The organism is Corynebacterium sp. 20-84, from assembly GCF_053479455.1.
The window spans coordinates 32,038-45,084 of sequence record NZ_JBRBCB010000012.1; the positions used below are offsets into that span (position 1 = coordinate 32,038).

General features: G+C 62.5%; 10 protein-coding genes. 8 read left to right on the plus strand and 2 right to left on the minus strand.

What is annotated here, in order from left to right:
* Nucleotide 1 precedes the first annotated feature (1 nt).
* From ACUY2Y_RS09820 to ACUY2Y_RS09835, 4 genes are read left to right on the plus strand one after another with little or no spacing between them, the layout of a single operon-like run.
* Nucleotides 2-1,345: an ABC transporter substrate-binding protein gene (locus tag ACUY2Y_RS09820; RefSeq protein ID WP_448326099.1), complete on the plus strand. Its 1,344-nt coding sequence runs from the start codon at nucleotides 2-4 to the stop codon at nucleotides 1,343-1,345.
* A 30-nt stretch (nucleotides 1,346-1,375) separates the two neighbouring features.
* Nucleotides 1,376-2,221 carry a carbohydrate ABC transporter permease gene (locus tag ACUY2Y_RS09825; RefSeq protein WP_448326101.1) on the plus strand — a complete coding sequence of 282 codons (846 nt, stop codon included), beginning with the start codon at nucleotides 1,376-1,378 and terminating at the stop codon, nucleotides 2,219-2,221.
* Nucleotides 2,222-2,224: 3 nt separating this feature from the next.
* Nucleotides 2,225-3,145 (plus strand): carbohydrate ABC transporter permease, encoded by a 921-nt coding sequence (locus tag ACUY2Y_RS09830; RefSeq protein WP_448326103.1) that lies wholly within the window; start codon nucleotides 2,225-2,227, stop codon nucleotides 3,143-3,145.
* A 21-nt stretch (nucleotides 3,146-3,166) separates the two neighbouring features.
* Nucleotides 3,167-3,838: a MusI family membrane protein gene (locus ACUY2Y_RS09835; protein ID WP_448326104.1), complete on the plus strand. Its 672-nt coding sequence runs from the start codon at nucleotides 3,167-3,169 to the stop codon at nucleotides 3,836-3,838.
* A gap of 86 nt (nucleotides 3,839-3,924) precedes the next feature.
* Here ACUY2Y_RS09835 and ACUY2Y_RS09840 read toward each other — a convergent pair whose 3' ends face one another.
* Complete coding sequence (locus ACUY2Y_RS09840; protein WP_448326105.1) at nucleotides 3,925-4,686, minus strand: CBS domain-containing protein; 762 nt, start codon at nucleotides 4,684-4,686, stop codon at nucleotides 3,925-3,927.
* A 15-nt stretch (nucleotides 4,687-4,701) separates the two neighbouring features.
* Complete coding sequence (ypfJ, locus tag ACUY2Y_RS09845) at nucleotides 4,702-5,610, minus strand: KPN_02809 family neutral zinc metallopeptidase (RefSeq protein WP_210573473.1); 909 nt, start codon at nucleotides 5,608-5,610, stop codon at nucleotides 4,702-4,704.
* 133 nt (nucleotides 5,611-5,743) lie between these two features.
* On the opposite strand from ypfJ, the gene aspS reads away from it, so the two are divergent.
* The 4 genes from aspS to alaS all read left to right on the plus strand — a co-directional run bounded on the left by aspS (nucleotide 5,744) and on the right by alaS (nucleotide 12,935).
* Entirely contained in the window at nucleotides 5,744-7,576 is a 1,833-nt protein-coding gene (aspS, locus tag ACUY2Y_RS09850; protein WP_448326192.1) for an aspartate--tRNA ligase, read from the plus strand.
* Nucleotides 7,577-7,626: 50 nt separating this feature from the next.
* Entirely contained in the window at nucleotides 7,627-8,766 is a 1,140-nt protein-coding gene (locus tag ACUY2Y_RS09855) for a phosphotransferase family protein (RefSeq protein ID WP_448326108.1), read from the plus strand.
* Nucleotides 8,763-10,148 (plus strand): replication-associated recombination protein A, encoded by a 1,386-nt coding sequence (locus ACUY2Y_RS09860; RefSeq protein ID WP_448326109.1) that lies wholly within the window; start codon nucleotides 8,763-8,765, stop codon nucleotides 10,146-10,148. Before ACUY2Y_RS09855 ends, ACUY2Y_RS09860 begins: the two co-directional genes overlap by 4 nt.
* 114 nt (nucleotides 10,149-10,262) lie before the next feature.
* Entirely contained in the window at nucleotides 10,263-12,935 is a 2,673-nt protein-coding gene (gene alaS, locus ACUY2Y_RS09865; protein WP_448326111.1) for an alanine--tRNA ligase, read from the plus strand.
* The last annotated feature ends 112 nt before the right edge of the window (nucleotides 12,936-13,047 follow it).

Here is a 13,047-nt window from a genome sequence, read left to right on the forward strand (position 1 = left end):
CATGCAACCGACCACCCGAGCACTAGCGGCCGTCGCCGCTGTCGGGTTGAGCGCGTCGCTGCTCACCGCGTGCGGGCAGAACAACGGCCCGAACGTGTACTACCTGAACTTCAAACCGGAGCAGGCGGAGCAGTTCGAGCAGATCGCGGAAGAGTACACCGCCGAGACCGGCGTTCCGGTCAAAGTGGTCACCGCCGCATCTGGTTCCTACATGCAGACTCTCAAGGCCGAGATGGCCAAGTCCAATGCGCCAACGTTGTTCCAGATCAATGGCCAAGAAGGCTACGGCATTTGGAAGGACTACTTGGCCGACATGTCTGACTACGAGATCACCCAAGCTCTGCAGGACGATGCCCAGCCGATTACCAATGCGAATGACCAAGTAGTGGGCATTCCCTTCGCCATGGAGGGCTTCGGCATTCTCTACAACGAAGAGATCATGGACGCCTACTTCGCACTGCCGAATGCGAAGGTCGGTTCCATGGAGGAGCTCAACTCCTTCGACGACTTGAAGGCCGTTGCCGAGGATATGCAGGCTCGCAAGGATGAATTGGGCATCGAGGGCGCATTCGCCGCGACATCGCTCGGTGCCGGTGAGGAATGGCGCTGGACCAACCACCTCATGAACGGTCCCCTCCATTACGAGATCGTCGACCGCGACATCCAGGACTTCTCCGATATGGCCGATGTGGAGTTCACCTACGGGGAGAACTACCACAACCTCTTCGACCTGTACCTGCAGAATTCCACGGTGAAGCCAAGCTTGGCATCTGCGCGTGCTGTGTCCGATGCCATGGCTGAATTCGCCACTGGCAAAGCAGCCATGGTGCAGAACGGAAACTGGGCCTGGGGTCAGATCTCCGGTGAGGGCGGCAACGTGGTCAAAGAAGACAAGGTCAAGTTCATGCCGATGTATATGGGGCTGCCGAACGAGGAGAACGTCGGTATCAACGTCGGCACTGAGAACTTCCTGTCGGTCAACAACAAAGCCAGCGAGGAAGACCAGCAGGCCACAAGGGACTTCCTGAAGTGGCTCTTCCTGTCCGAGCGGGGCAAAGAACTCGTTGTCAACGACCTCGGTTTCATCGCCCCGTTCGAAAACTACGACGTCGACGACGTCCCGGACGACCCGCTGGCGCGCCAAGTGCAGGAAGCACTCAATGACACTGGGACAGAAGCGCTTCCGTGGGACTTCCAGTACACCCCGAACCAGCAGTTCCGTGACCTCTACGGGCAGAACCTCGCCCAGTACGCCAACGGAAATCTCACGTGGCAGGACTTGGTGAACAAGCTCAAGGAAGATTGGAACTACGAGATGGCCAACCAGATCGCGCTGTTGGATTAGGCGGGCCGGGAGCAACCACAGGATCACATCATGCAACAGACACTGAAGCAATATTTCCCGATCTTCGTGCTGCCGACGCTCCTCGCATTCGGCATCGCGTTCTTCGTGCCGTTCATCGTCGGTACGGCACTATCGTTCACTAAATTCACCACCATCACCGACGCCACCTGGGTCGGTTTGGACAACTACGCCCGCGTGTTCAGCGAGCGCGAGGGCTTCGTCTCCGCACTGCTGTTCACGATCCTTGTCGCGGTGGTGTCCATCATCACCGTCAACGTCATCGCATTCGCCATCGCGTGGATCTTGACCCGCAAACTGCGCGGCACCAACTTCTTCCGCACGGTCTTCTTCATGCCGAACCTGATCGGCGGCATCGTGCTGGGCTACACCTGGCAGTCGATGATCAATGCCGTGCTGGCTAATTACGAGACCACGATCTCCGCCGACTGGCGCTTCGGCTACGCGGGCCTCATCATGCTTATGAATTGGCAGCTCATCGGCTACATGATGATCATCTACATCGCCGGCCTGCAAAACGTCCCGCCGGAGCTCATCGAGGCCGCAGAAATCGACGGTGTGTCCAAGTGGCAGCAGCTGCGGCATGTGACCATTCCGCTGATGATGCCGTCGATCACCATCTGCCTGTTTTTGACGCTGTCGAACACGTTCAAGGTCTACGACCAGAACCTGGCTCTTACTGACGGCGCTCCCGGCGGCGAGACCGAGATGGTCGCCCTCAACATCGTCAAGACCATGTTCAACCGAGTGGGCGCCGAGGGCGTCGGCCAGGCGAAGGCAGTCATCTTCGTCGTCGTTGTCGTCGCTATCGCTATGTTCCAGCTGCGCGCCACCCGCAGCAGGGAAGTGGAGGCATAAACCATGACTACGAGTATCAAAGCGGATAAGAAGGCGGACCGGAACGTGCCGTCGATAAGCAAAAAGAAAAAGGCCGGGGACGAATCGACCGTGTCGGGCGGCTCCAAAGCTCTCATCTACGCGGTGCTGGTGTTTCTCACCGTCGTTTTCCTCGGGCCGATCGCGTTCATTCTGTTGAACTCGTTCAAGGACCGCTTCGCCATCTCCACGAACCCGTTCGCGCTGCCGACGGGTGAACTGTGGGCCGGGCTGACGAACTACATCACCGGTATTCAAGGCGAAGGATTCGGGTGGGCGATCGTGTGGTCCTTCGTGATCACGATCAGCTCCGTTGTCGCCGTCGTGTTCTTCTCCGCGATGACCGCCTACTACATCACCCGCGTAAAGACCTGGTGGACGAGCGCGCTCTACTACGCATTCGTGTTCTCCATGGTCATCCCGTTCCAGATGGTCATGTTCCCGACCGTGGTCATTGCCGACCGCCTTGGCTTGGCTAATCCGCTTGGCATGGTCGTGCTTTACCTCGGTTTCGGCTCCGGGTTGAGTGTGTTCATGTTCTCCGGCTTCATCAAATCCATCCCGCTGGAAATCGAAGAAGCCGCGCATATCGACGGCTGCTCCCCGCTATCCACCTTCTTCCGCGTCGTGCTGCCCATGCTGAAGCCGACCGCCATCACCGTGGCGATTCTGAACGCGATGTGGATCTGGAATGACTACCTGCTGCCGTACCTCGTGATCGGCCTGTCCACCCCGTACCGCACCATCCCGGTCGTGATCCAGCAGTTCATCGGCTCGCAGGGCGACCGCGACCTGGGTGCCATGATGGCCATGCTCGTGCTGGCGATCACCCCGATCATCATTTTCTACATCTCCGCGCAGAAGCACATTATCGAGGGTGTCGCCGCCGGCGCTGTGAAGGGCTAATGGTCAGGTAGCGGTCCGGTCATGCAGTTTTTCCACCCCGACTCGAAGTTCATGGCGGCGTTCACGCTGCTGGCGGACATCGTGATCCTGAATATGCTGCTGGTGGTCACCTCGCTGCCGGTGGTCACCGGCGGCGCCGCCTGGCGTGCCGCGAATGTCGTGGTCGGGGAGATGGTGCAGGGCCGGGGCTCCCGCTACGCTCTCATGTTCATTCGCCAGCTCACCGTGCGGTGGAAAGCTGTCTCCCTGTTTTGGGTGTTGTTATTGGCTGCCGGTGCGCTTTTGGTTTACCAGCAGTTCGTGGTCTTCCAAGCCGGCGTGGATGGTTTCGCGCTCACGGTGATCCAAGCTCTGGCGTTGGCCGGAGCATTCATCATCGCCGGAATCAGCGTGTGGTTCTTTGCGCTGGCGTCGGTCGGTTCAGTTCACTCGGGTAGTTCGGGCAGTTCGGGTGCTGAGAACTCGCCGGCCCCAAGTTTCGCTCAGCTCGCTACATCGTCGATCCAGCACACGTTCCAGTTCCTCGGCCGCACGCTCATCGCGGTGGCGGTGGTGGCCGGGGCAGTGTGGCTCGTCGTCAAGCTGCCGCTTGCTTTCTCCGTGCCGCTGGTGTTCTTCTTCGTGCCCGCGGTGGCGCTGTATCTCGTGCGCCTTGTGCTGGCAGGCCCGCTCGGGCAGGAGCTGGGGGACTGAAGCCCGATTTTGGTGGGGCGGGATCTTGGGGGATCTGCCGGAAAATAGTTGGTGCAGGCCCACCAGCATCCCGCGCGGGCACTGAACTAGACCGCGTCGAAGAGCGCGGGCAGGTTCGAGGGCGTGATCACGCGCAGGGGCTGCTGGTTGTTGTGACCGTGCTCGGTGATGATCACGAGGCGGGGCAGGACCTGCTTGCGCGAGGGTGCGGTGAGCGCGGCAATGACCTCGGTGGCTGTGGCGGTCCGGGGAAGGAACACGGCCTTGTCCTTGCGCTCGTTGAAGGTGAGCACGTGCTCGATGCTCGAGTTGGCGATGGAATCGTCTTCGCCGAGCTCGTCGGCGAGCCACCGGGCGATCGTGTTGGTGGTCAGGACGCCACGGCACTGTTTGTCGTCGTAAATGGGGAACTGGGAGATGCCCGTGTCGCGGATGGCGTGGAGTGCCTCGTGAATGTCCTCGTCGGGCGAGAACGTGATCACGTCCTGGTGGCCGATGACATCGATAGCCAGGGCTGGGTGGAGGAGTTGGTCGCGGATGGCCTCGATCTCAGCGACTGCCTCGGGCAGGGGTTCGGCGATGGGCCGGTAGTCCTGGTATTCGCCGTGGCTGATGGCGTTCCTAAGCCCGGCGAATTCCTTGAGATCGTTGGCCTGTCCGGTGGTGACAATGTGGCGCTTTTCCGCTTTGGAGACCATCCAGTTGAAGCCGTCGGTCTTCTTCGCATCCAAGGCGGAGCGCAGGAAACTCTCGATCTCGTTGAACGCCGCGAGAAACGGCACAGCGCGATTGCTGGGCCGTGCGCTGTGCTGAGCGTCCTGATCGCTGCTGTTGTCGTCCTTGGTCATCGCTTGTATATCGATCTAGCCCTTGTACACGCCGCGGTTGAGGGTGTCGCACTTGGCCATGGAACCGCTGTTGTAGCCGCTGAGGAACGCTTCTTGGCGCTGCTCGGAGGAACCGTGCGTCCAGGCGTCCGGGTTGACGTCTTGGCCGGAGTGCTGCTGGATGTGGTCATCGCCGATGGCGCGGGCGGTCTCAATCGCCGACTTCAGCTGATCCTCGGTGATGGGCTCGAGCAGGGCGTTTTCGCCCTTGTCTGCCTGGGATGCCCAAATACCGGCGTAGCAGTCAGCCTGCAGCTCGATGGCGACGGCTGCGGAGTCCTCGCCCGGGTCTTCGTAGTTGCTCAGACCGAGGGTGTCCTCGAGGTTCTGAATGTGGTGGCCCCACTCGTGGGCGACGACGTACATCTGAGACAGGGGAGCAGAGCTTCCGCCGAGCTGTTCAAGCTGATCGAAGAAGCTGGTGTCGAGGTAGATGTGCTCATCGCGCGGGCAGTAGAAGGGGCCCGTGCTTGACGACGCATTACCGCACCCACTCTGGACACTGTTCTGGAACAGACGCAGACCCGGCTCGCTGTATTCGATGCCGGCCTGCTCGGAGAGCACGGTGGGCCACACAGCGTTGAGCGAATCGGCCATGGCAGCAGCGCGGCAATCCGCGTACTCGTTCACGGCGCCTTCAGCACTGCAGTGTTCGAGGTTGTTTTCGCCCTGCTGCTGCTGTTGCTGAGCCTGCTGGCCGGGTTCGGCCGGGCCACCGCCAAGGCCACCACCGCGGCTGAGAAGCAGGTAGAGGACGAGTAGGACGACCGTGCCGAGGCCGCCGCCGCCGAGCATGATGGGCATGCCGCCGCCTCTGCCGCCGCTGGGGCCACTGCTCGTACTGACTCCACGCCCGGAGGGCGTCACACCACTCTTAAAGGTCATGGGCCAAATCATGCCATAACTAAGGGAGGTTCCGGGGGTGGGAACCTTCTAGGGAGATGCACCGGGGCCATTCGGTAGACTCACGTGAGTTGAGAAATAGTTGGACAACACGTGGAAGGACGTGGAGGAAACCGTGCTGCGCACTCACCTTGCAGGGGATCTCCGTAAAGAAATGGACGGCCAGACCGTCACGCTGACTGGTTGGGTCGGCCGCCGCCGTGACCACGGCGGTGTGATCTTCATCGACTTGCGCGACCGTTCCGGTTACGCCCAGGTCGTCTTCCGTGAATCCGAGGTGGCTGAGGCCGCTCACGACCTGCGTAGCGAGTACTGCGTGAAGGTCACCGGTGTCGTTGAGCCGCGTCCGGAGGGCTCCGCTAACCCGAATCTCGCGTCCGGCGAGATCGAGGTCAATGCGACCGAGTTGACTGTCCTGTCCACCTCTGCGCCGCTGCCGTTCCAGGTGGAGGATTTCTCCTCCAGCGAGGTCGGCGAGGAGACTCGCCTGCGTTACCGCTACTTGGATCTGCGCCGTGAGCGCCAGGCCGAGGCTCTGCGCCTGCGTTCGAAGGCGAACAAAGCTGCCCGCGACGTGTTGAACAAGCACGAGTTTGTGGAGATCGAGACGCCGACTCTGACGCGTTCGACCCCGGAGGGTGCCCGCGACTTCCTAGTTCCGGCTCGTCTTCGTCCGGGTACATGGTACGCACTGCCGCAGTCCCCGCAGCTGTTCAAGCAGCTGCTCATGGTGTCGGGCATGGAGCGCTACTACCAGATCGCGCGCTGCTACCGCGACGAGGATTTCCGCGCTGACCGTCAGCCGGAATTCACCCAGTTGGATATTGAGGCCAGCTTCGTCGACCAGGATGACGTCATTGAGCTCGCCGAGGAGATCCTGGTTGAGCTGTGGAAGCTGATCGGTTACGACATCACCACGCCGATTCCGCGCATGACCTACAAGGAAGCGATGGAGAAGTACGGCTCGGACAAGCCGGATCTGCGCTTCGATATCCAGCTGGTGGACTGCACTGAGTTCTTCAAGGACACCCCGTTCCGCGTGTTCCAGAACGAGTACGTCGGTGCTGTTGTCATGGACGGTGGCGCATCGCAGCCGCGTCGTCAGCTGGACGCATGGCAGGACTGGGCGAAGCAGCGCGGTGCCAAGGGCTTGGCGTACATCCTCGTGCAGGAGGACGGCGAGCTCACTGGCCCCGTCGCGAAGAACATCACCGACGAGGAGAAGGCGGGCATCGTCGATCACGTCGGCGCGAAGCCGGGCGACTGCATCTTCTTCGCTGCTGGCGACACCAAGTCTTCCCGTGCGCTGCTCGGCGCCGCTCGTGGCGAGATCGCGAACAAGCTCGGCCTGATCAAGGAAGGCGACTGGGCGTTCACCTGGGTCGTCGACGCACCGCTGTTCGAGCCGGCTGCCGATGCCACGGCGTCTGGCGATGTCGCACTCGGCCACTCGCAGTGGACGGCTGTGCACCACGCGTTCACGTCGCCGAAGCCGGAGTACCTGGACACCTTCGACAAGGAGCCGGGCGAGGCGCTCGCCTACGCCTACGACATCGTCTGCAACGGCAATGAGATCGGCGGCGGCTCCATCCGTATCCACAACCAGGACGTGCAGAAGCGAGTCTTCGACGTCATGGGCATCACCAACAAGGAAGCGCAGGAGAAATTCGGCTTTTTGCTCGACGCATTCTCCTACGGCGCACCGCCGCACGGCGGCATCGCGTTCGGCTGGGACCGCATCGTGTCGCTGTTGGGCGGCTTCGATTCGATCCGCGATGTCATCGCCTTCCCGAAGTCGGGCGGTGGCGTCGATCCGCTTACCGACGCCCCGGGCACCATTCCGGCTGCCCAGCGCAAGGAGACCGGCGTGGACTTCAAGCCGGAGAAGAAGGATGCCTCGGCCGAGGATAAGACCGAGACCGAGAACAATGCCGAGGCGGACAACTAAAAGGGCGAGGCCGGCCGGGGTCGTGAGTGCTCTGCGCCGGCTGTCTGAACATGCTGGATAACCAAGAAATCATCGCCACTGCCGAAGCGGTGTTGAACAACCGCTACGGCGGGCAGCAGCAGTTGACGGACCCTGAGGAGCTCAGCGGTACCGGTGCGACGACGGTGCTGCGTCTACGTGTGGCGAATAATCCGGTGTTTCCTCACCGGTCAGTCGTGGTGAAATATTCGCCGGAGTCGAATGACGAGGTGGACGACGCAGCTTTCTTGAGGGAAGTGGTGGCGTACCAGTTCACGACGTCGTTAAGCGAAGATGTGCGCCCTGGTCCTGTGTTGCTGGGGTACGACATCGAGCGTCGCACGCTGATCTTGTCGGATGTGGGCAACGGTGAGACCTTCGCTGATCTGCTCGACCAGTCCGACGACGAGGCGCGCGTGCGTCTGCTGCGGAATCTGGGCACGTCGTTGGGCAAAATGCATGCCGGAACGGCAGGGGCGGAGACGAGCTTCAATATTTTGCTGGCGCGCATGCTCCGCTCCATCGACGGCGCGCGGGAGATCCAGATTCAGCGCGAAGCGATGCTAGAAAACCGGATTGAAGAAGGCGTGGACATCATCCGACAGATGGGCATTGACGTGCCCGCGGATGTCGCTGCTGTGGCCCAGACGGTGCAGGTGCGCATGCTGCACGGCGGGTCGCGGGCGTTCACGCCGTTCGACCTGTCGCCGGACAACATTATTTTCGCCGAGCGCGCGCAATTCCTCGACTACGAGTGGGCTGGTTTCCGTGATGTCGTGGCGGATATCGCCGGGGTGATCGCTGGCTTCCCGCAGTACATTTCGGCGCGGCCGATCAGCGAGCATGAAACGGCAGTCTTCGTTGAAGCGTGGGTGGCGGAAGTCGGCGACGTGTGGCCGTCGGTGCTCAACCACGACACGTTGCAAGCGCGGATCACCGCGGCACTCATCGGCTGGGCGTTTTTCAGTGCCTCGTTGCTCGAGTACGTGCGGGGTGTAGAGAATGCAGCAGGAGACGGGGAGGCGCCCGAGGACGAAGCTGAGGCGCGGGTGATCCGCAGGGATGTGGCCGGCACCTTCGACGCCCTGGCGCGCTACGCGGCGACGGGCACGGAGCCGACGTATGCGGTGACGGCGGATTTCGCCCGCCGGGTAGCGGAGCAGCTGGTATGACGCAGGGCGGTTTGTTCACGGATCCGTCGGGCTCGGGTAGCTCGGGGCAATCCGGAGCGAGCCTCAGCAGCGCTGCGCGGGGCACCGCTTTTTTCGACGCGGGGTCTTCAGCACCGCTTGCAGCCCGGATGCGGCCGCGGACCCTCGATGAGCTCGTGGGCCAGGAGCACCTCCTCGGCCCAGGCCGTCCGCTGCGCAGATTGGTGGAGGGCTCCGGCGAAGCATCGGTGATTCTCTATGGCCCACCGGGCACCGGCAAGACGACGATCGCATCGCTCATCGCGGGTGCCATGGGGCAGAACTTCGTGGGGTTGTCGGCGCTGTCGTCGGGCGTCAAACAAGTCCGCGAGGTGCTCGAGGGGGCCAAGCAGGACCTCGTGCGCGGGCAGCGCACGGTGCTGTTCATCGACGAGGTGCACCGCTTTTCGAAGACGCAGCAGGACGCGTTGCTCGCCGCCGTGGAAAACCGCACGGTGCTGCTCGTGGCAGCGACGACAGAAAATCCGTCCTTCAGCGTGGTGGCGCCGTTGCTGTCGCGCTCGTTGCTGTTGAAGCTGGAATCGCTTGACGACGACGGCATCAGGACCGTCATCGACCGCGCGGTCGAAGACCAACGAGGGCTAGGCGGAGCAGTGACGCTTGACGACGACGCGCGTGAGCAGCTTGTTCTGCTCGCCGGGGGCGATGCGCGCCGCGCGTTGACCTACCTCGAAGCGGCTGCCGAGGGCGCAGGTAGCGGGGAGCATAAATCGATCACCCTCGAGGTCGTGCAGAACAGCGTTGACCGTGCAGTGGTGCGCTACGACCGCGATGGCGACCAGCACTACGACATCACCTCCGCGTTCATCAAGTCGATCCGCGGCTCCGACGTGGATGCGGCGCTCCACTACCTCGCGCTCATGATCGAAGCGGGAGAGGATCCGCGGTTCATCGCCCGTCGCCTGGTCATCCACGCGTCCGAGGACATCGGCATGGCGGATCCGACGGCGCTGCAAACGGCGACCGCGGCGGCGAATGCCGTGCAGTTCATCGGCATGCCGGAGGGCCGACTGCCGCTCGCACAAGCCACCATCCATTTGGCCACCGCGCCCAAGTCGCCGTCGGTGATCAAAGCGATCGACGCAGCGCTTGCCGACGTCCGCGCCGGACGCACCGGTGCCGTTCCGCCGCACCTTCGTGACGGCCACTACGAAGGAGCGAAAAAGATCGGGCATGCGGTCGGCTACCTCTACCCGCACGACGACCCGCGCGGTGTAGTGGAGCAACGGTATATGCCGGAAGGGCTCGACGATGCCCGGTACTACCAGCCCACCGACCATGGAGCGGAGAAACGCATTCAGTCCTATGCGGAGAGGCTGAGGGAAATGGTGCGGGGAGAATAGGCGCGGGTAAGCGTTGTGCCCGTGAGCTAGTGACCGTGAGATGGCGTAGCGCGGGTAAGGTGTAACGACGAGAAACGCACTGTCAACGCTTTACTAACGCTTAAGGATTCTTCTGTGCAGACCCATGAGATCCGCGACCGGTTCACCTCGCACTTCGTCGACGCTGGGCACACGCCCGTGCCTAGCGCTTCGCTGATTCTCGACGACCCGACCCTGCTGTTCGTCAACGCGGGCATGGTGCCGTTCAAGCCGTACTTCTTGGGGCAGCAGAACCCGCCGTTCGAGAACGGCAAGGCCACCTCGATCCAGAAATGCGTGCGCACCCTGGACATCGAGGAAGTGGGCATCACCACCCGCCACAACACCTTCTTCCAGATGGCGGGCAATTTCTCCTTCGGCCAGTACTTCAAGGAAGGCGCGATCACGCTCGCGTGGGACCTGCTGACGAAGTCGCAGGCCGATGGCGGTTTCGGGCTCGACCCAGAGCGGTTGTGGGTGACCGTCTACACGGACGACGATGAAGCGGCCGAGATCTGGCGTGACAAGGTCGGTGTTTCCGCTGACCGCATCCAGCGCATGGGCATGGAGGACAATTTCTGGTCCATGGGCATCCCCGGCCCGTGCGGCCCGTGCTCCGAGATCTACTACGACCGCGGCCCGGAATACGGCGCCGACGGCGGCCCGATCGCCGACGACAACCGGTACATGGAGATCTGGAACCTCGTGTTCATGGAGTCCATCCGCGGCGAGGGCGATAAGAAGGGCAATTTCGAGATCGTCGGCGAGCTGCCGAAGAAGAATATCGATACCGGCCTGGGCATCGAGCGCCTCGCCTGCCTGCTGCAGGGCGTGGACAATGTCTACGAGACAGACCTGCTCGCACCCGTGATTCAGGCCACCGAAAAGCTGACCGGCACGAAGTACGGCGCCGGCAAGCAGGAAGACGATGTGCGCTTCCGCGTCATCGCCGATCACTCCCGCACCGCGATGATGATCATTCTCGACGGTGTCACCCCGTCGAATGAAGGCCGCGGCTACATCCTGCGCCGCCTGATGCGCCGCATCGTGCGTTCCGCGCGCCTGCTGGGTGCCACTGGCAACACGCTGGAGACGTTCATGAACACCATCATGGACACGATGACACCGTCTTTCCCGGAGATCGCGGACAACCGCGAGCGCATCCTTCGCGTCGCCATCGCCGAGGAAAAGGCCTTCTTGAAGACCCTCGAATCTGGCACCACGCGTTTCGACGAGACGGCCACGGCGCTCAAGTCTGCCGGCCAGAAGACGGTTCCGGGCGAGAAGGCTTTCGAGCTGCATGACACCTACGGCTTCCCGATCGACCTGACTCTCGAGATGGCTGCCGAGGCTGGCCTGGACGTGGACATGGATGCCTTCCACGCCGCGATGGACGAGCAGAAGCAGCGCGCCAAGGCCGATAACAAGGCCAAGAAGCACGGCAATATTGACGAGTCGCTCTACCGTGAGTGGATCGACGGTCACCCGACCGAATTCGTCGGCTTCACCGAGCTGAGCCACGAAGGAAAGGTCCTGGGCCTCGTCCGTGGCGGCGAGAAGGTCGGGGAGGCTGCCCAGGGCGACGAGGTCGAGGTCATTCTCGATGTCACCCCGATGTATGCCGAAGGCGGCGGCCAGCTCGCCGACCGCGGCCGCATCATCGTCGGCGACACGGTCCTCGACGTGCACGATGTCCAGAAAGTCGGCAACAAGAAACTCTGGGTGCACAAGGCGACGGTGGCAAACGGCGGCCTCGACGTCGGCCAGACCGTCCGCGCGGAGGTCGATCCGACGTGGCGCCACGGTGCCCGTCAGGCGCACACCGCGACGCACCTGATTCACGCGGCGCTGCGTCAGGTGCTCGGCCCGACCGCTGTGCAGGCTGGCTCGATGAACAAGCCGGGCTACTTGCGCTTCGACTTCAACTACACCGACCAGTTGAGCCCCGAGCAGCTGGAGGAGATCGCGACCATCGCCAACCAGGCGGTCGACGCGGACTTCGCCGTCAACACCTTCGAGACCTCCCTGGACGAGGCGAAGGCAATGGGCGCAATGGCCTTGTTCGGTGAGAACTACGGCGACGAGGTGCGCGTCGTGGAGATCGGCGGACCGTTCTCCATCGAGCTGTGCGGTGGCACGCACGTGGACCACTCCTCGCAGATCGGTCCGGTGGCCGTGCTCGGCGAGTCGTCTGTCGGATCGGGTGCACGCCGTATTGAGGCGTACTCGGGCATGGATTCCTTCCAGTACTTCTCCAAGGAAGCCGCTATCGCGAACATGCTCGCCGGCGAGATGAAGACCCCGTCTGAGGATCTTCCGGAGCGCATCGCCCAGCTCACCGAGCGCCTCCGCGCCGCTGAGAAGGAGATCGAGAATCTGCGCAAGAAGGAACTGGCCAACCAGACTGGTGAGCTGGTGAATAAGGCAGAAGAAGTCGGGGCATTCCGCTACCTGAGCGTGAAGCTTCCCGACGGCACGACCGGCGGCGACATGCGCACCATCGCCACGGATCTGCGCGGCCGCTTCGGCGATTCCCCGGCAGTGATCGTGCTGGCCGCGGATGCCGATGGCAAGGTGCCGTTCGCTGTGGCTGCGACAAAGGCAGCTGTCGACGAGGGCGTTAAGGCCGGCGAGTTCGTGGGCCTGTTCGGCGGATATGTCGGTGGTAAGGGCGGCGGTAAGCCGGATCTCGCGCAGGGCTCTGGTTCGGATGCCGCAGGCATTGATGCCGGCTTCGCAGCCCTTCGGGACCGCATCGCCCAGATATAGGATAGGGTTCAGGAAGGTCACGAATTGATTACGTGACACGCCCTGTCCATGGTCCACGACCGTGCCGAGTGGCACTACCGTGGAAACGACGGCACTTCCAGCACGAGAAAAG